The organism is Pseudomonas sp. BYT-1 (genome assembly GCF_023611805.1).
GTDB lineage: Bacteria > Pseudomonadota > Gammaproteobacteria > Pseudomonadales > Pseudomonadaceae > Aquipseudomonas > Aquipseudomonas guariconensis.
In genome coordinates, this window is sequence record NZ_CP072559.1 from 2728009 (window position 1) to 2744124 (window position 16116).

Here is a 16116-nt window from a genome sequence, read left to right on the forward strand (position 1 = left end):
GCGGCGCTCCACGCGTCGCCCATTTGAGCTATAGCTTAAGGCCTCTGAACGCCTCTGGAGGTCATCGAAATGAGCGAGTCATCACGCCCACCCTTGCCGCCTTTCACTCTGGAAACCGCCATCGAGAAAGTCCGACGCGCCGAGGACGGTTGGAATACGCGCGATCCTGCGAAAGTGGTGCTGGCCTATACGGAGGACACCTACTGGCGCAACCGCAGCGAGTTCATCGAAGGGCGCGACCAGGCTCAGGCGTTTCTGGAGCGCAAATGGCGCAGGGAGTTGGATTACCGCCTGATCAAGGAACTCTGGACATTCGCCGATAACCGGATCGCCGTGCGTTTCGCCTACGAATGGCACGATGATTCAGGCAATTGGTTCCGCTCCTATGGCAACGAAAACTGGGAGTTCGGCCCGAACGGCCTGATGCAGCGGCGCTATGCAAGTATCAATGACCTGCCCATCACCGAGCAGGAGCGCAAGTACCACTGGCCGTTGGGGAGACGCCCGGACGACCATCCAGGCTTGAGCGAACTGGGCCTCTAGCGCTTGGCTGTTCATGGCGGGGCAGCCCGGCATCAAGGGTTGGATTCGTTAAAGGGATTGCCCTTGGCCTGCAAATACATCTTGCCCATCGCCGTGGATGCGAAATCGGTGATGTGGCCGATGTCCCGATAGATCGGCAGGCCGTCGATCGACAGCTTGCACTGGCCATCGACGCACTGCACGTCCTTGGGGTCGATGACCAGCAAGTCCGGGTGTGCCTGCTTGGCGTCCCGGAACAGCTGCGCAAGCCAGGGGTTTTCTTCCGGTTGCGCGACGCTCGTCGCGCAATGATGCTCCTCGATCGTGCCCCTGAGCTTGATGCTGCGGTACAGGCAGTCATTGGCGCCTTCGGGCATGACGATGTTGCTCTTGATCAGCACGGGCCTGGCGCCGGAGCGCTCGATGATGTCGAGGCTCTTGAGCAGGGCGGCTTTCATGCGTTCGCGCGACAGGGCCTGGGAGCGTTGGTCATCGATCGACAGCACCACGGCGCTGCTGTTGGCGTAGGTTTCCCAAGTCAGGCCGATGATCACGTAGTCATAGTGGCTGCGAGCGATCAGCTTGTGGTACTCGGCGGCGGCGTCATGGCACTTCTTGTAGAGGGTGTTCTTGTACTTCCACCAGTCGTAGAGATAGACATCCGGCAGAGCCAGGCACCCTGGGCTGCCCTGGGCCATGACGGAAAGGTTGGCGTCCTTGGCCAAAATGTCAATGAAGCCCCAGAAGTGGTTGGAGTAGGAATCGCCCATCAGCAATGCGGTGGTGCTGGCGTTGGCTTGCCCCAGCACACAACTGCTGTCGGAGCCGTCGCTGGCACCGCCCAGGCACGGCCCACGCTGGGGTATTTCGCTTGCCTTCAGACGCGGCAGGATGTGCGTCGGGCCATTGCCGAAGCGCTCCATCCAGCCGCCGGCGGACTTGCCTGCCGAGTGCAGCGCCGAAAACGCGATGGCAGGTACGACCAGCAGCATGAACAGCGATTTGCCAAAACCCAGCCGGGTACGGCGCAGGGGCTTTTCGATGAGGTAGTACGAGGCGATGCCCAGGGCAAACGAGGCGATGAAGTAGCCGGCAAGGATGGCTGGCGTCTTTTCAACGCCCAGGTACTCCACGATGGCGATGACAGGCCAATGCCACAGGTACAGCGAATAGGAAATCGTCCCGATGAATACCAGCGGTGACCATGACAGCAGCCTGGACGTGATGCCCACCCGGCCAACCTGGCCCGAGATCAGTACCGCCGTTGCCAGGCAGATTGCGATGGCAGGGTAGCCTGGATAGGCAGTGGTCGGTATGGATTGCGTTGCGCCATACAGGAGCACGCCAAGGGCGCCCAGGCCCAGTGCGCAGGCACTGACACGGCCGAGTCGTTGGCGGTCGTTGCCGAACACGGCTGCGCACGAGCCGATCAGCAGCTCGAAGCTGCGCGCCAAGAACGCGTAGTAGCTTTTATCCGGGGAGGTTTTTGCGATGAACAGCGCGACAGCCATGAAGACGACGGTCAGCATCACGACAGCGGCTTTTAATCGATGGGGCGCCAGGTAGCGCGTCAGCGCCATCAACCCGAGCGGCAAGAAGATGTACCACTGCCATTCGATGGCCAGCGACCAGGTGTGCAGCAAGGGCAGGGTCGCCGCCTCGGCGGTCGCATAGCCGTCGGTGGCTTTGGAGAAGTACTGGTTTGACAGCAGCAGGCTGGTGTACTTCTCGCTTTTGAGAAAATCGATGAAGTCCTTGGGCAGATACAGCACGCTGGCCGCGCCGAGCGTGACGATCAACAGCGCCAGTATCGCTGGCTGCAAGCGCCATAGGCGCTTGACATAGAACTGTCCAAGGTTGAAATCACCCCGGCTTAGCGCGCCCAGGATGATCGAGGTGGTGAGGTAGCCGGAGATCACGAAGAAAATATCGACGCCAATGAACCCGGAAGGGAACAGCGCCAGCCCACCATGAAAAATCAGCACCAGCAGGACAGCAACGGCGCGCAGCCCGTCGATATCGGCGCGGTACGAGGCCGGTTGCACACCGGTAGGAGCCCCGTGTGCCTTGCTGCGGTCGGCGGCAGCCTGGGCGCCGGTGGTTGCAGGAGCTTTGAATACCAGGTTCTGATCGGTTGACACGGCACAACATCCTATCGCGTTGAGACTTCTTTTGACGCGGCAGGGCTCGCGAGCAAAAGCGGCGAGTTTATCAAAGGCTCTAAGGAGCGCCCCTGGCAGGCTATCCGATTGGCTGGATAAATATTACCGAATGTTTCCATGTGAGGGCCTGTCGGCCAAGCGGCTGGTCCATGCCATCGGCGATGGCCAGGGCTTGGCCGACACGATCAGGCCCTGACCTCAGTGCGCGCACTGCGCCGCAGATGCGTGGCCAACTTGGCCGTGAGCTTGAAGACGATGGCACTGAAAATCAGCGCGAATGCCAGCGGATACCAGGATCCCATGGGAATGCGTTTGTAGAACGACAGCACGAAAACCCCCGCGATCACCCACGTACCGGTGCTGTGCAGCGCCTTCCAGGTGCGTGCGCCGAGCAGCCGGACGGCCGCAGGAAACGAGGTGAGGGTCAGCAAAATGATGAAGAAGTAGCCGACCGAGCCGGGGATGTTGGTCACGGCCGTGCGACCCTGCCAGAAGGTGTCGGGGAACGAGTTGGCGTACACGATGATCAGCACCGCATGCACCGCGTGGGAAAAGGCGAAAGCCAATCCGAGAAACCGTCGCTCGCGCAGTAGCCCGCGCGTGAAGGCACTGGGCACCAGGGTCGCTAGCGAGGAGGCCAGGAACGTCGCCAGAAACAACAGGAACGATGTGCGCGCAGTCACCCGGATCGCACTGCGCAACGCCTCCACCAGAGGCGATTGAGCCATCAGCGCCAATGCCGTGATGATCAGAACCGAAACAGACAGCACACTGAACAGACGCCAGCCATGCAGGCTGGCAGGTTGAGCATGAAGGTGCATGGCAAACTCCGTCGTTGGGGCGGCGTGCAGGGTGCCACCGCGGTCCGGAGCCATGGTGTCCGAGGTGTTTATCTCAGATGTGTCTGGGATCGGTCTTTATGTATCGCTTTGTAGAGAGGCAGAGCCAGGCAGGCGGCGTCAGAGCAGCAGATAGTCGCTGTATTGACCGATCCCGCTGTGCGCACCTTCGACCAGGTGCACGTAACGGCCATCCACACAGTCGATCGGCAGGCAGTCATCCACCTCGAGTACTGCGTCGGTGTGAGGCTTGAGCCAGTGGGCGTGCAAGCGCTGCTTGCCCAGTTGCCTTGCCTGTTGCTTGTTCCGAGCGACGACCAAAAGGTAGCGGTGTGCTTCACCGAAGACCGCTGGCTCATAGCCGCCGAGGTTAATGAAAAACAGCCTTGGATCGTCTGGCCCAGGCGCCAAGTGGCTGAACTCGACGCGGTAGGCATCGATGCCATCGACTTCCAGCCAGCCGTCGATATGCAGGCCCTCACGGCTACCGAACCAGCCTTGGCGCAATTGCGGGTAGGTCTGCTCCAGGGTCTGCGCCTGGGCGAACACCACATCGTGCACCTCGATGCTGGCGCGTGGGTGGCGACCTCCGAGCATGACTATGTACAACATGAAGGCTTCCTTCTCGGTGCGCTAAGGGCCGCATTCTGAAGGTCAAGGACACCTGTTGCAAAGGGACAGAGCGGACATATGGATCTACCGCGAGATTTTTAAAATCTATACACAGTTTGATTTAAGTTGTACAAGTGGCTAGCCTTTGTATAGATTCTGGTGCATACAGGCTCGTCATGGCATACCTGGTTCGGATGGTCTGTCTCTGTTTGCTGTTCGGCACGATGTCGTCGGTCTCTGCGGACTGGCGGGCTGCGCTGCCGGCCGCGCAGCGGCTCGGCGAGGGGGAGTTCACCTGGTTCGGTCTGCGCCTGTACAGCGCTCGGTTGTGGGCCGCCGGACCGGTGCAGGACTGGAGCCAGCCCTTCGCCCTTGAATTGACCTACCACCGCTCTCTATCCCGGGACACGCTGGTGCAGGCCAGCCTTCAGGAAATGCGGCGCCTGGGAGGCGGCAGTGTGACGGACCGGCAGATCAGCGCCTGGTCAGACACCATGGCAGCGGCCTTCGTGGATGTACGTCCGGGCATGCGCATCACGGGGGTGTACTTGCCACAGGAGGGCTGCCGCTTCTATGTCGACGGACGGCTCGCTCGTGAGGTCGCCGATCCGGCGTTCGCCCGGGCGTTCTTCGCTATCTGGCTGGATCCGCGAGCCCGGGATCCTCAATTGCGCCAGCGCCTGCTCGGCCTGGCCGATGACGACCGAGGAAACTGAACATGTACAAAGCGCTATTGCTGACCGCCTGCCTGCTGCTGGGCAGTTGTGGCAACGTCGGGGTCGAGCGGTATGCCGCTGAGCAGCCCCGCCTTGACCTGGCGGCCTTCTTCTCGCGGCCGGTACAGGCTTGGGGAATGTTCCAAAAGCGCTCCGGAGAAGTGGTCAAGCGCTTTGTAGTACGTATCGACAGCCGTCGGGAAGGCGAGCGCTTGATCCTAGACGAGCACTTTCTCTACAGCGACGGCACACGTCAGCAACGAACCTGGACATTGGTGCCGGACGGCCCTGGTCGTTGGCGCGGAACAGCCGGGGATGTAATTGGGCAAGCCCGTGGAGAAGTAGCGGGCAACGCCCTGAGATGGCGTTACCAGCTCGATCTGCCGGTCGATGGGAGGCACTGGAAGGTTGACCTGGACGACTGGATGTACCTGATAGATGACGACACCCTCATCAACCGCTCGAGCATGAGCAAACTGGGCGTGGAGATCGGCCAGATCACGCTGTTCTTCCGCCGTCTGCCGGAGGGCACACCATGAACCTGAACACACTCTCCCAGCGGGTATCGGCCGGCGAGGTCGAGTCACTTGAGCTGCTGTCGCTCGAAGGCGGGTTCTATGTCTTGCGCGCGATGACCGGGACCAGCCCGGTCACCCTGAGCGATGAGCGCGGGCAGGCCATTCGATTGCGTTCTACCACTGAGCTGCGCGAGCTTCTGGCCAACCTGCCCCCGGTGCCGTGCATGCTGGTGCAGCAGGTGGTACATGATGAAATGTGCGGACAAAGGGACGGCCCCGTCGCGCCGTTGCGGATGCCGCTGACCTTGGCCAGCCAGTGGTAGCCAGGAAGGTGCGCCTGGGGCTGGTTCTGGGTGATCAGCTGTCATTCGACCTGGCCAGCCTCGCCGCGCTGGACCCTGCCCACGATGCGATCCTGATGGCGGAAGTGGCGCAGGAGGCTCGCTACGTGCCGCATCACCCGCAAAAAATCGTGCTCATCTTCAGTGCCATGCGCCATTTTGCGCTCGCTTTGCGAGCGCGCGGCTGGCAAGTGCATTACGTGGCCTTCGACGCGGCTGACAACAGCGGGACCATCGTCGGTGAGCTGCAACGTTGGCGACAATCACTGGGCGCTACGCAAATACATGTGACCGAGTGCGGAGAATGGCGCCTGGAACAGGCGCTACGGGATGCTCAGCTGCCGCTGGTGTGGCACCGCGATACCCGCTTTCTCTGCTCGCGCGAAGCGTTCGCGCGCTGGGCCCAAGGGCGCTCTGGACTGCGCATGGAGCATTTCTACCGGGGAATGCGCAAACGCTGCGGCTTGCTCTTGGAGCCAGACGGCAGCCCCGCTGGAGGCGCTTGGAATTTCGATGGTGACAATCGCAAGCCATTGCCACGAGGATTGCGCGGGCCGTTTCCAGCCCACTTCGAGCAGGACGCCATCACTTCGGCGGTCGTGGCCTTGGTTCGCCAACACTTCAGCGACCATTACGGCGCCGTGGACGGCTTCGACTACCCCGTGACCCATGACCAGGCGCAGCAGCTGTGGCGCCATTTTCTGGACTACGGCCTGGCGGCCTTTGGGGACTATCAAGACGCCATGGCCGAGGGCGAACCCTACCTGTTCCATGCCCGCATCAGCGCAGCCCTGAATATCGGATTGCTGGATGTGCGGCGTGTGTGCGAAGACGTGGACACCGCGTGGCGGGAGGGGCGGGTGCCGTTGAACGCCGCCGAAGGTTTCATCAGGCAGTTGATCGGCTGGCGCGAATATGTGCGAGGCATCTATTGGTTACGCATGCCGGCGTACGCTGAGCTCAACCATTTGCACAACACCCGGCCGTTGCCGGACTTCTACTGGACCGGACGCACCCGCATGCGGTGCATGGCGCAGGTCATCGAACAGACCCTGAAGTTGGGCTATGCGCACCACATCCAGCGCCTGATGGTGACCGGCAACTTCGCCTTGCTCGCGGGCATCGCGCCGACAGCCATTTGCCAGTGGTACCTATCGGTGTACCTGGACGCGTTCGACTGGGTCGAGCTGCCCAACACACTGGGCATGGTGATGCATGCCGATGGTGGTTACCTGGGGTCCAAACCGTACTGTGCCAGTGGTCGCTACATCCAGCGGATGTCCGATCATTGCAAGGCCTGCAGCTACAAGGTCGAACAGGCGACAGAAGCCGATGCCTGCCCATTCAATGCGTTGTACTGGCACTTTCTCATCCGTCACCGCGCGCAGCTCGCGCATAACCCTCGCCTGGCGCTGGTCTATCGGAACCTCGATGGCATGGCACCGGCGCGGCGCGAGGCTGTATGGCGCCGTGGTCAGACGTTACTGGCGCGTCTCGATGCGGGGGACTGCCTGTGAACAAGCGTTTGTTGCCAAGCAAGGTCTGCGTGGTCTGTGGCCGGCCTTTCAACTGGCGCAAGCGTTGGGCCCGATGCTGGGAGCAGGTGCGATACTGCTCCCAGCGATGCCGTCGGTCAGCGCCACGCCGCGATGCGTACCAGCAGCGGTAGGGCCAGCGCCCACACCGGTATCAGTAGAAGGCCTGTTGCCAACGGGCCCAGCGGCAAGCTGACCTCGGCCAGACGGGCTCCGCCCAGATAGGCCAAAGGACCTGTCAGCGCACCGGCCAGCGCACCGCGCCAGAAAGGCCAGCCCGCCCACGCCAGGCTGTGTCGCAAGCCGCTGGCCAACACCAGCCATAGCAACACCAGCCACAGCGGGAGCGGCCATGCGTCGAACCTGAACACACCCATTGCGCCCAATACGCTATCGAGCACACTGCCAGCCAGCGCTGTGCGTGCTACGGCTCTGACCTCTGCCCTGAAGTCCGGGCACAGGTACAGGTGAATGGCCAGGCCGATGGGCACCACCAGCAACCACCCAGGGGCCTTGGCGCCCAGCACGCAGGCCCACCAGCCGGCCTGCAACCATAGGGCATTGGCAATCACCCCGTAGCGCTTGATCATCGAAGTGCGGGCAAGGGCGCACGTCGGGCCTGAGGCGCCGCCCACAACAACTGCGCTACGCCGATGGCCCGTTCCTCGAAGCCGCCCTGGCAATAACACAGATAGAACTCCCACAGGCGCTGGAACGTATCGTCATAGCCTTGGTCGGCCAGCAGCGTTCGACTTTTGCGCAGGTTGTCGCGCCAGTGCTCAAGGGTTCGGGCGTAATCCAGGCCAAAGTCTTCCAGGTGTATGAGGTTGAGCGCAGTCTGGCGGCTGGCGGTGTCCAGCAGCACGCTCAGCGAGGGAAGGGCGCCGCCGGGAAAGATGTAACGCTGGATGAAGTCCACCGAGCGCCGAGCCTGGGCGTAGCGCTGGTCACGGATGGTGATCGCCTGCAACAGCATCAACCCGTCGGGCTTGAGCAACGCGGCGCACTGGCGGAAATAAACCGGTAGGTAGCGGTGACCGACCGCTTCGATCATTTCGATGGACACCAGCTTGTCGAAGGTACCTTTGAGGTCGCGATAGTCATCGCACAGAACTGTGATCTGTTGTTCCAGTCCGAGGGCCCGCACACGTGCTTGCGTATAGGCATACTGCGCTTGCGACAAGGTTGTGGTGGTGACACGGCAGCCGAAATGAGTGGCGGCGTGGATGGCCAGGCTGCCCCAGCCACAGCCGATCTCCAGCAGATGATCCTGTGCACGCAGCTCCAGTTTCTGGCAGATGCGCTCGAGCTTGTGCAACTGGGCCTGCTCCAGGGACTGCTCGGGGTATTCGAACTGGGCGGCCGAATACATCATGGTCGGGTCCAGCAATTGTTCGAACAGGGCGTTGCCCAGATCGTAGTGGGCGAGGATGTTGCGCCGGGCTCCTCGCCTGCTGTTACGGTTCAATCGGTGCAGTAGCCGCAGGGCAGGTCGCCCTAACCGCGCAAGCCCGCCTTCGAGTGCGTCCAGCACGTCCAGGTTGGCCACGAACAGGCGGGTCACCCGTGCAAGATCCGGGCTGCGCCAATACCCATGGATATAAGCTTCGCCCGCGCCGATCGAGCCGTTACCGGCGATCAGGCTCCAGGTTGCGTCATCGAGCACTTCCACTTCAGCCTGCAAGGGGCTGCTGGCCTCTCCGAAGCTCCATTGCTGTCCATGGCAGAGCAGCCGGAGATGGCCGTGACGGAGCTTGCCCAGTTGTGCGAGCACGACTGTTCGGGCCAATGCGCCAAGCAAGGGTGCCAGGACCGTGGTCTTGCTAACGCTCAGGGTGGGATTCGACATGATCAGGGTCCTCGCAAGGTTGGCCGAGTGCCAGGCTGCCCCGGCTGGCGGTGTGGTCATGGATGGGAGTGCGCTTGAACAAAAGGCGCAGGGCCTGCCAATAGATGGCCGAGACGGTGCGCAGGCTCATCCAGGGAAAGCTCAGCAGGTATCGATGCAACGCTTTGCGATCCAGCGGTTGGCGCTGCAAGGCCAAATCGGCTTCGAACACCTTTTGGCAGCCTTGCCAGTTCTCCATATGGATGCGCACCGACTTGAGGTTCAGGGACAACTGCAGTCGGTAGTCCATGTCCAAGGGCATGAACGGCGATACATGAAAGGCCTTGGCCATGGAGAAAGGCCTGTCCAGGCGGCCTTGCACCGGCAGGACATAGTGAAACCGCTCATGCCATGGGGTGTTGCGCACCTCCAGTAGGATCGCCGTCAGGTGTCCATGGCGGTCGTGGCAGAAATAGAAACTCACCGGATTGAACGACAGCCCCCAGCAGCGCAATTGGGTCAGCAAGTGGACCGGGCCTTCGGGCCTGTGCCCCGTTGCCTGTTCAACGAGCAAGCGGGCAGCCTCGGCCAGCGGCTCCCCCTGGCGGGTCAGCGCTGGCAGGTAGTCGGTCTGGCGCCAGTTCAGCGGCGACAGTCGTCTGCTACCCAGCCAACGGGATAGGCTCATCAGCCAGGCTTGTTCATCCAGGTCCAGATAGAACATGCCGATGCGGTAGCGGAACGCGTGGTACCGCGGGGACAGTCGGCGATGACTGAGCCAACCCAGGCAAAGACCACTGTTCACAGTGTTTCTCCAAAGTGCCGGGCCACCTGCAGCGCGCTGACCACACCGTCTTCGTGAAAGCCGTTGCCCCAGTAAGCGCCGCAGAAATAGCTGTGCTTGTAGCCTTGAAGTCGTGCCTGGCGCGTCTGGGCTTCTGACGCTGCGAGGCTGTACTGCGGGTGGGCGTAGCAGAAGCGGGCGATGATCTGTGCAGGGTCGATGAGCGCGGTCTGGTTGAGGCTTACACAGAACGTCACCGGTGCCTGGATACCTTGCAGGATGTTCATGTTGTAGGTCACCGCAGCTGGGGCATGCGCGGGGCCACCCAGTCGATAGTTCCAACTGGCCCAGGCCTTCTTTCGCTGTGGCAGTAGACGCTGATCGGTGTGCAGTACCACGTCGTTCTGCGCATAGCCGATGGCGCCCAGCACGGCGCGCTCTTCAACGCTGGGGGTCTCCAGCAGCGCCAGTGCCTGATCGCTGTGGCAGGCGAAGACCACACTGTCGAACCGTTCGGTGCCAGCGGCACTGAGCAGCGTGACGCCTCCCTCGTCGCGTCCGACACGATGCACCTTGCAGTTCAGGCGAATACGCTCGGCGAACGGTCGGCAAAGAGGGGCGATGTAACTTCTCGAGCCACCCTGGACGACCCGCCACTGCGGACGTCGATTGACCGAGAGCAAGCCGTGGTTACGACAGAAGCGCACGAAGAATTGCAGGGGGAAACCCAGCATCTGCGTCCGGGACATCGACCAGATCGCCGACCCCATGGGCACGATGTAGTGCTCGATGAAGCGCTGGCCATAGCCTTGAGCCTGGAGGTAGGCGCCCAGGGTGGTGGAGGTATCGATCCGCCGTGCGTCCAGATCGTCCAGTGCCTGCCGGTTGAAACGCAGGATATCGCGCAGCATCGCCCAGAACGGTGGGCTGATCAGATTACGGCGTTGAGCGAACAACGTGTTCAGGTTGTGACCGTTGTACTCCAGCCCGGTGAGCGGATCATGGACAGAAAAGCTCATCTCGGTTGGCTGTGAAGCCACCTGGAGCTGATCGAGCAAGCGAATGAAGTTCGGGTAGGTCCAGTCGTTGAAGACGATGAAGCCGGTGTCTATCGCATGGCGTTCGCCGCACCAGTCCACATCGACGGTATGGGTGTGGCCTCCGACCCAGTCGCTGGCCTCGAACACCGTGATTTCGTGTCTGCGAGACAGTAGGTGGGCACAGGTCAGGCCCGCGATACCGCTGCCAATAATCGCTATACGCATGGCGTTTCATTCCTGTTCATGACGTGCCAGACGCCGGCCCAGCGCCAGACGGGCGCGTGGCGGGAGTCGACCCAGCACACGCAACACCCAGGTGAAAAGGCCTGGGAAGTTGATCTCCAGCGGACGTCGGTGCAGGTGCCTGACGATGTGCCGTGCGGCGCGTTCGGCTGACCACAGCTGTGGCATGGGGAAGTCGTTACGACGGGTCAGAGGCGTGTCGATGAAGCCTGGGCTGACCAACGTGACATCGATGCCTTCGTGGGCCAGGTCGATGCGTTGAGACTCCACCAAATAACGCACGGCGGCCTTGGAGGCGCCATAGGCGCCTGCCCGGGGCAAAGCCAGCCAGGTAACCGAGCTGCCCACCACCACCAAATGAGGACGTTTGCCAGCGCGAAGCAAGGGCAGGGCAGCGGCCAGGCACTGGCTGACGCCCAGAAAGTTGGTGCGCATCACCCGCTCGACCATGGCCGGGTCGAAATGACCAGGTTCCAGGTACTCGCACGTGCCCGCATTGAGGATCACCAAATCCAGCGCTCCCCAGGCAGCCTTGATCTGCGCTGCGATCCGAGCGATCTGGATAGGGTCATCGACGTCGCCGACAGCCAGCAGAACCTGCCCGGGAAAATGCTCCACCAAAGGGGCAAGGCGTTGCTCGTGACGACCGCCTAGGGCAACGTGATGACCCTGCTCCAACAGGCATTGCGCAAGCGCAGCGCCCAGCCCGCTGCTTGCTCCGGTCAACCAGCAGCGGCTCATGCCAACCTGCCTTTGAGCCAGCGGATCGCGCAGCCCATGACCGGAAGATGCTCATAGAGCAGGGCACCGGCATCGAAGTAGTCCTGGTGAAAATGGACACGTTCACGCCATCGCAGGTAGCTGCATCCTTGCAAGCTGACCGGCCGGTTGCGGGCCAGTCGGGGGTGGCGAAACTGCAAGCTCCAGCGTAGGTAGCCTTCGCCGGGTGAAACTTCATTAGCGCCGCAGAAGACATAGCGGATGTCGTGGGTGTTGGCATACAGCTGGGCGAAGTAGGCCCTCAGGGCCTCAAGCCCCTGAATTTCATGCAAGGGATCACGAAAGGTGATGTCGTCGGCGTACAGTTTTTCCAGCCCATGGAGACGACTGCCATCGAGTTGGGCGAAGCGCTCGGCGAACTGTTGCAGATAGGCTGACATGCTTGGCTCCAGAAAAACCTGTACAACCGCGATTTGTTGTACAGGTATAGCTGAAGCCTGCCATAAAAGCTATACACAAAATGATAGCTGTACAGCTTTTTCGATCAGGACTTGGCCTCGCTCAGTTGCCGGCGCAGATCGGCGACTTCCGCTTCCAGCTCCCGGACCCGTTCCTCGGCGAAGACCTGGGCCGAGACGTCACGCTGGATGCCAATGTAATAGGTCAACTGGTCCGCTTCGTTGCGCACAGGCGTGATGGACAGTTCATTCCAGAACAGGCTGCCGTCCTTGCGGTAGTTGCGAAGGACCTGGCGGCAAGGCTGGCCTGCACGAATCGCCTCACGGATCGAGGCGACGCCGGGCTGGTCATGGTCCTGGCCCTGGAGGAATCGACAGTCCTGATAAAGGATGTCGTCCGCTCGATAGCCGGTCAGGCGCTCGAAAGCGGGGTTGGTATAGATGAGGATGCTGTCGTTGCCCTCTTGCTCGGCGACGACGATGCCATCGTTGGAGTTTTCGACCATCAGTTGCAGCAGTTTTGCATTGATCATTAGCCAGCCCACCCGAATCTTCATGTGCGGTAAGCGCAGCGTAGCTTCCGAGCGTAGAGCTACGGCACGATTCGCTGCATGATGACCTAAGGTTGCACGGCGCAGAAGGTCTGTATAGGTTTAGAGTAATCCACCGTTCAGATGACTGCTCGCAATGACTGAGTCCGTACCAACCGACCTACTGCCCATGCGCGATGTGGTCAGCCTGACTGGCATCAATCCGGTGACCTTGCGTGCCTGGGAACGTCGCCATGGACTGATCCGTCCGCAACGCACCGAGGGCGGCCATCGCCTGTACACGGCCAAGGACGTTCAGCGAATTCGCGACATCCAGCGCTGGACAGCCAATGGGCTGCCGATCAGCAAAGTCGGCGAAAGGCTCATCGGTGACCATCAGCCAGCCCCGGAGCCGAACAGCGTCTTCCAGCAGTGGCGCGATGCCGTGGCGCGGGCTGCACGGGCATTCGATGGACGGGCGCTGGAAGCCGTGCACGGTCAATTGTGGACTGTTCTGCCTAAGGTGACTGTGTTGCGGGAGGTGTTGTTGCCAGTCTGGCATGAACTGGCTTCAGGTGACGGCTTCGGCGAACGCAGCCAATGGCTGTATCTGGATAATTTCCTGCGCGCCCGCTTGTTGATGCGCCTTCAAATGAACCAGCCTGAGGTGCCGCCCGTATTACTGGCAGGTCTGCAGGAGCAAGCCGAGTTCGAGCTACTGTGCGCTGGCCGGTTGTTGAGCAGCGATCAACAGCGCGTCGAGGTGCTCGGCTGCGGCCAACCGTTTGAAGAGCTGCCTTTGTTGTGCGCAACGCTGCAGCCGGCTGCCTTGGTGGTTGTGGTGCAGGGAGTGATAAGCCCACAGCTGGCCAAGCGACTGCGTTGGTTGCATATGGAGATTGCCTGTCCACTGGCGCTCATGGGAGACGAACTGGACGCTTCCAAGGCGCTTCTGCAGGGCACTCCGGTGGGCTTGCTGAATGCGCAACGATCCGATGTTGCCCAGACGCTCGGGGCGTTGATCAGAGGTGAGCTGGATCTGTAATCCGGTCTTGGGAGTTGCCTTGCCCTTCGGACCGGTTCTAACTGAAAGCTTGCTTGTGAATGCCAACAACCGAGTCCTCAAGAGGGCATCGGGCGACGGGCATCCCGGCGTATCGCTTGCGGTGGTATGCCGAAGCCCCGCAGGAACACCTCGCGCATATGACGACGGTCGCGAAAGCCGGTTTCCTGGGCGACCACGTCCAAGGGATGCCGGCTTTGCTCGATCATCAGGCGTGCCGCCTCCAGCCTTAGTCCCTCGATCGCCTTGGCTGGGGAGTGCCCGGTTTCGGCGCTGAAGACCCTGGAGAACTGACGTGGGCTCAGGTTCACCACCTCTGCCAGCTCCTCGACGCCTAGTGGGCGGTTCAGATGCTGGCGTGCATAGTCCAGCGCACGCTGGATCCGGTCGGACTTAGGGGCGAGGTGCAGCAGTTCGGAGTGTTGGGACTGTCCGCCGGAGCGGTACTGCTGCATCACTAGCTTGCGTGCCACCGACCGCGCGATGTCCGCGCCGAGGTCCTTTTCCACCAGCCCGAGCGCCAGGTCGAGCCCTGCGGTCATGCCTGCCGACGTCCAGAGGGTACCGTCGGCGATATAGATGCGGTCTTCCTCGACGCTGATATCCGGATAACGCCGTTGCATCTCGCGGGCGAATGCCCAGTGTGTCGTGGCTCTACGCCCTGACAGCAGCCCCGCCTCGGCGAGGATGAAAGCGCCAGTGCACAGGCCCACGGTGCGCCTGGCATGGGTGCTCGCCTGGCGAAGGAACTCCAGGGTCGCCGCCGAGGTGGGCACCTCCAAGGGGTTGGTGACTCCGACGATGATCCAGGTGTCGGTCAGGCGGGGCGTTTCGAGTGGCTGGGTATCGAGGGCCAAGCCCAGGGACGAACGCACCTTGCCGCCTTCGAGCGAGAAGTTCTCGACAGTGTAGAAGATGTCTTGCGCGGCGATGTTGGCCAGTTCGAACGCGGCCTGGGTGGCCAGCGAAAGCACTTGGAACCCGTCTGCCAGCAAATAGCTGATGCGATGCATTGCCTACTCCCCAATGTCCGGAAACAGTACCTTATACGTCATTTGAGATACCGTCATCCCCCTGCATCCTGTTCTCCAGACCCACCCCAACCCTGGAGATGCATCATGACTCAGTCCCATCCTGGTACCGCCCTCATCACCGGCGCCTCATCCGGTATCGGTGCCCTCTACGCCGAGCGTCTGGCCCATCGTGGCTATGACCTGATCCTGGTCGCGCGAAACCGCGAACGCCTGAATGCCTTGGCCAAGCGCCTGACTGACGAGACTGGCCGTTCCGTCGAAGTGGTGGCAGCCGACCTTGGCAACCCAGATGACCTGCGCCAAGTGGAATTGCTGCTGCGCACTGACGCCAGCATTACCTTGCTGGTGAACAATGCCGGAGTGGGGGCCACGCAGCCGCTTCTGGAGTCGGACGTCGACAAAATGCAAGACATGATCACGCTCAACGTGAACGTGTTGACGCGTTTGACCTATGCCGCGGTTCCAGGCTTGGTCGCGCGCCAGGGCACGCTCATCAATATCGCCTCCGTCGTGGCCCTTGCGCCTGAACGGCTCAACGGCGTGTATGGAGGCACCAAGGCGTTCGTGCTGGCATTCAGCCAATCCCTGCACCACGAGCTTGCGGACAAGCACGTTAGGGTTCAGGTGGTACTGCCTGGTGCGACGGCGACCGACTTTTGGGCGGCAGCAGGCACACCCCTGGATTACCTGCCGGGCGAGATCGTCATGAAGGCTGACGACATGGTGGACGCGGCGCTTGCCGGGCTGGACCAAGGAGAGTTCATCACGATCCCGTCCTTGCCCGACCTGGGTGACCTGGAACGTTACGAGGCGGCGCGGCAAGCGTTGATGCCGAATCTTTCGTTGAGGACTCCCGCGACACGCTACCGCAGCTGACGTTCGTCATGCCGTACGAGGTGAAGCGGCCCTCGCGAGGGCTGCCTCATTTTCGGAAACGTCCAGTCACAGAACCGTATCACTGTGTGTACAGCGCCGATGTCCGACGCTCTGGCATACAAATGCCGCCACCTTCGGATACATCGGCGATACAGGCGGGACGTGAAATGGCCCCACCTGGACGAGGCCTGCAGTTCCGCAAGCCCCCATCGCGGACAACGACAACCCATTTTCCGCACACCTGTGCAGCAAACTGAGCCAGGCCAAGCACTGATCGCAGCCAACGCCCTCCCTG

The 16116-nt window shown here is 61.6% G+C and carries 19 protein-coding genes; 8 read left to right on the forward strand and 11 right to left on the reverse strand.

All coding sequences use genetic code 11. The annotated features are described in order from the left end of the window. Positions 1 to 69 precede the first annotated feature (69 nt). Complete coding sequence (locus J5X93_RS12435; RefSeq protein WP_043213943.1) at positions 70 to 543, forward strand: nuclear transport factor 2 family protein; 474 nt, start codon at positions 70 to 72, stop codon at positions 541 to 543. Between the two features lie 32 nt (positions 544 to 575). Here the strand turns inward: J5X93_RS12435 and J5X93_RS12440 are convergent, their stop codons facing one another. The 3 genes from J5X93_RS12440 to J5X93_RS12450 all read right to left on the reverse strand — a co-directional run bounded on the left by J5X93_RS12440 (position 576) and on the right by J5X93_RS12450 (position 4135). Further along, positions 576 to 2663, reverse strand: coding sequence for an acyltransferase family protein (locus J5X93_RS12440; protein ID WP_182943240.1), 2088 nt, complete (start codon positions 2661 to 2663; stop codon positions 576 to 578). A gap of 206 nt (positions 2664 to 2869) precedes the next feature. Further along, positions 2870 to 3505 carry a ferric reductase-like transmembrane domain-containing protein gene (locus J5X93_RS12445; protein WP_070573681.1) on the reverse strand — a complete coding sequence of 212 codons (636 nt, stop codon included), beginning with the start codon at positions 3503 to 3505 and terminating at the stop codon, positions 2870 to 2872. A 138-nt stretch (positions 3506 to 3643) separates the two neighbouring features. Continuing rightward, positions 3644 to 4135, reverse strand: a complete 492-nt coding sequence (locus tag J5X93_RS12450) for a DUF1543 domain-containing protein (protein WP_043213941.1) — start codon at positions 4133 to 4135, stop codon at positions 3644 to 3646. A gap of 176 nt (positions 4136 to 4311) precedes the next feature. On the opposite strand from J5X93_RS12450, the gene J5X93_RS12455 reads away from it, so the two are divergent. Genes J5X93_RS12455 through J5X93_RS12475 form a run of 5 tightly spaced genes read left to right on the forward strand, consistent with a single transcriptional unit; the run spans position 4312 to position 7379 of the window. Further along, positions 4312 to 4851 (forward strand): chalcone isomerase family protein, encoded by a 540-nt coding sequence (locus J5X93_RS12455; RefSeq protein WP_090342785.1) that lies wholly within the window; start codon positions 4312 to 4314, stop codon positions 4849 to 4851. 2 nt (positions 4852 to 4853) lie between these two features. Next, on the forward strand, positions 4854 to 5390 hold the full coding sequence (locus tag J5X93_RS12460) for a DUF3833 domain-containing protein (RefSeq protein WP_090342788.1): 537 nt from the start codon (positions 4854 to 4856) through the stop codon (positions 5388 to 5390). Continuing rightward, entirely contained in the window at positions 5387 to 5692 is a 306-nt protein-coding gene (locus J5X93_RS12465; RefSeq protein ID WP_043213933.1) for a DUF6482 family protein, read from the forward strand. Before J5X93_RS12460 ends, J5X93_RS12465 begins: the two co-directional genes overlap by 4 nt. Positions 5693 to 5700: 8 nt before the next feature. Continuing rightward, a complete protein-coding gene (locus tag J5X93_RS12470) occupies positions 5701 to 7227 on the forward strand; it encodes a cryptochrome/photolyase family protein (protein ID WP_182943318.1) in 1527 nt (508 codons plus the stop codon). Further along, positions 7224 to 7379: a DUF2256 domain-containing protein gene (locus tag J5X93_RS12475; protein WP_080642134.1), complete on the forward strand. Its 156-nt coding sequence runs from the start codon at positions 7224 to 7226 to the stop codon at positions 7377 to 7379. The genes J5X93_RS12470 and J5X93_RS12475 overlap by 4 nt, the downstream gene beginning before the upstream one ends. Here the strand turns inward: J5X93_RS12475 and J5X93_RS12480 are convergent. The 7 genes from J5X93_RS12480 to J5X93_RS12510 all read right to left on the reverse strand — a co-directional run bounded on the left by J5X93_RS12480 (position 7344) and on the right by J5X93_RS12510 (position 12851). Beyond that, on the reverse strand, positions 7344 to 7835 hold the full coding sequence (locus tag J5X93_RS12480; protein WP_102081664.1) for a DUF2878 domain-containing protein: 492 nt from the start codon (positions 7833 to 7835) through the stop codon (positions 7344 to 7346). The genes J5X93_RS12475 and J5X93_RS12480 overlap by 36 nt on opposite strands. Continuing rightward, positions 7832 to 9094, reverse strand: a complete 1263-nt coding sequence (locus J5X93_RS12485; RefSeq protein WP_043213926.1) for an SAM-dependent methyltransferase — start codon at positions 9092 to 9094, stop codon at positions 7832 to 7834. Before J5X93_RS12485 ends, J5X93_RS12480 begins: the two co-directional genes overlap by 4 nt. Continuing rightward, on the reverse strand, positions 9069 to 9878 hold the full coding sequence (locus tag J5X93_RS12490) for a DUF1365 domain-containing protein (RefSeq protein WP_090342804.1): 810 nt from the start codon (positions 9876 to 9878) through the stop codon (positions 9069 to 9071). The genes J5X93_RS12485 and J5X93_RS12490 overlap by 26 nt, the downstream gene beginning before the upstream one ends. After that, positions 9875 to 11122 carry an NAD(P)/FAD-dependent oxidoreductase gene (locus J5X93_RS12495; protein WP_102081663.1) on the reverse strand — a complete coding sequence of 416 codons (1248 nt, stop codon included), beginning with the start codon at positions 11120 to 11122 and terminating at the stop codon, positions 9875 to 9877. Before J5X93_RS12495 ends, J5X93_RS12490 begins: the two co-directional genes overlap by 4 nt. A 6-nt stretch (positions 11123 to 11128) precedes the next feature. Continuing rightward, positions 11129 to 11881 carry an SDR family NAD(P)-dependent oxidoreductase gene (locus J5X93_RS12500; protein WP_182943238.1) on the reverse strand — a complete coding sequence of 251 codons (753 nt, stop codon included), beginning with the start codon at positions 11879 to 11881 and terminating at the stop codon, positions 11129 to 11131. Next, a complete protein-coding gene (locus tag J5X93_RS12505; protein ID WP_182943236.1) occupies positions 11878 to 12300 on the reverse strand; it encodes a nuclear transport factor 2 family protein in 423 nt (140 codons plus the stop codon). The genes J5X93_RS12500 and J5X93_RS12505 overlap by 4 nt, the downstream gene beginning before the upstream one ends. A 104-nt stretch (positions 12301 to 12404) precedes the next feature. Further along, positions 12405 to 12851 carry a PAS domain-containing protein gene (locus J5X93_RS12510; RefSeq protein WP_043213914.1) on the reverse strand — a complete coding sequence of 149 codons (447 nt, stop codon included), beginning with the start codon at positions 12849 to 12851 and terminating at the stop codon, positions 12405 to 12407. A gap of 154 nt (positions 12852 to 13005) precedes the next feature. Between J5X93_RS12510 and J5X93_RS12515 the strand changes: the two genes are divergently transcribed. Beyond that, positions 13006 to 13893: a MerR family transcriptional regulator gene (locus J5X93_RS12515; RefSeq protein WP_182943234.1), complete on the forward strand. Its 888-nt coding sequence runs from the start codon at positions 13006 to 13008 to the stop codon at positions 13891 to 13893. 77 nt (positions 13894 to 13970) lie between these two features. Here the strand turns inward: J5X93_RS12515 and J5X93_RS12520 are convergent, their stop codons facing one another. Beyond that, positions 13971 to 14924 (reverse strand): GlxA family transcriptional regulator, encoded by a 954-nt coding sequence (locus J5X93_RS12520; RefSeq protein ID WP_182943232.1) that lies wholly within the window; start codon positions 14922 to 14924, stop codon positions 13971 to 13973. Between the two features lie 105 nt (positions 14925 to 15029). Here J5X93_RS12520 and J5X93_RS12525 point away from each other — a divergent pair, with 105 nt between their 5' ends. Then, positions 15030 to 15821, forward strand: a complete 792-nt coding sequence (locus tag J5X93_RS12525; protein WP_043210482.1) for an SDR family NAD(P)-dependent oxidoreductase — start codon at positions 15030 to 15032, stop codon at positions 15819 to 15821. Positions 15822 to 16116: the final 295 nt, after the last annotated feature.

Excerpts from the sequence above, each read along its gene's own strand:
- J5X93_RS12435 (WP_043213943.1), top strand. The coding sequence starts at position 70 with ATGAGCGAGTCATCACGCCCACCCTTGCCGCCTTTCACTCTGGAAACC.
- J5X93_RS12445 (WP_070573681.1), bottom strand. The coding sequence starts at position 3,505 with ATGCACCTTCATGCTCAACCTGCCAGCCTGCATGGCTGGCGTCTGTTC.
- J5X93_RS12450 (WP_043213941.1), bottom strand. The coding sequence starts at position 4,135 with ATGTTGTACATAGTCATGCTCGGAGGTCGCCACCCACGCGCCAGCATC.
- J5X93_RS12455 (WP_090342785.1), top strand. The coding sequence starts at position 4,312 with ATGGCATACCTGGTTCGGATGGTCTGTCTCTGTTTGCTGTTCGGCACG.
- J5X93_RS12460 (WP_090342788.1), top strand. The coding sequence starts at position 4,854 with ATGTACAAAGCGCTATTGCTGACCGCCTGCCTGCTGCTGGGCAGTTGT.
- J5X93_RS12465 (WP_043213933.1), top strand. The coding sequence starts at position 5,387 with ATGAACCTGAACACACTCTCCCAGCGGGTATCGGCCGGCGAGGTCGAG.
- J5X93_RS12480 (WP_102081664.1), bottom strand. The coding sequence starts at position 7,835 with ATGATCAAGCGCTACGGGGTGATTGCCAATGCCCTATGGTTGCAGGCC.
- J5X93_RS12485 (WP_043213926.1), bottom strand. The coding sequence starts at position 9,094 with ATGTCGAATCCCACCCTGAGCGTTAGCAAGACCACGGTCCTGGCACCC.
- J5X93_RS12495 (WP_102081663.1), bottom strand. The coding sequence starts at position 11,122 with ATGCGTATAGCGATTATTGGCAGCGGTATCGCGGGCCTGACCTGTGCC.
- J5X93_RS12500 (WP_182943238.1), bottom strand. The coding sequence starts at position 11,881 with ATGAGCCGCTGCTGGTTGACCGGAGCAAGCAGCGGGCTGGGCGCTGCG.
- J5X93_RS12505 (WP_182943236.1), bottom strand. The coding sequence starts at position 12,300 with ATGTCAGCCTATCTGCAACAGTTCGCCGAGCGCTTCGCCCAACTCGAT.
- J5X93_RS12510 (WP_043213914.1), bottom strand. The coding sequence starts at position 12,851 with ATGATCAATGCAAAACTGCTGCAACTGATGGTCGAAAACTCCAACGAT.
- J5X93_RS12515 (WP_182943234.1), top strand. The coding sequence starts at position 13,006 with ATGACTGAGTCCGTACCAACCGACCTACTGCCCATGCGCGATGTGGTC.
- J5X93_RS12520 (WP_182943232.1), bottom strand. The coding sequence starts at position 14,924 with ATGCATCGCATCAGCTATTTGCTGGCAGACGGGTTCCAAGTGCTTTCG.
- J5X93_RS12525 (WP_043210482.1), top strand. The coding sequence starts at position 15,030 with ATGACTCAGTCCCATCCTGGTACCGCCCTCATCACCGGCGCCTCATCC.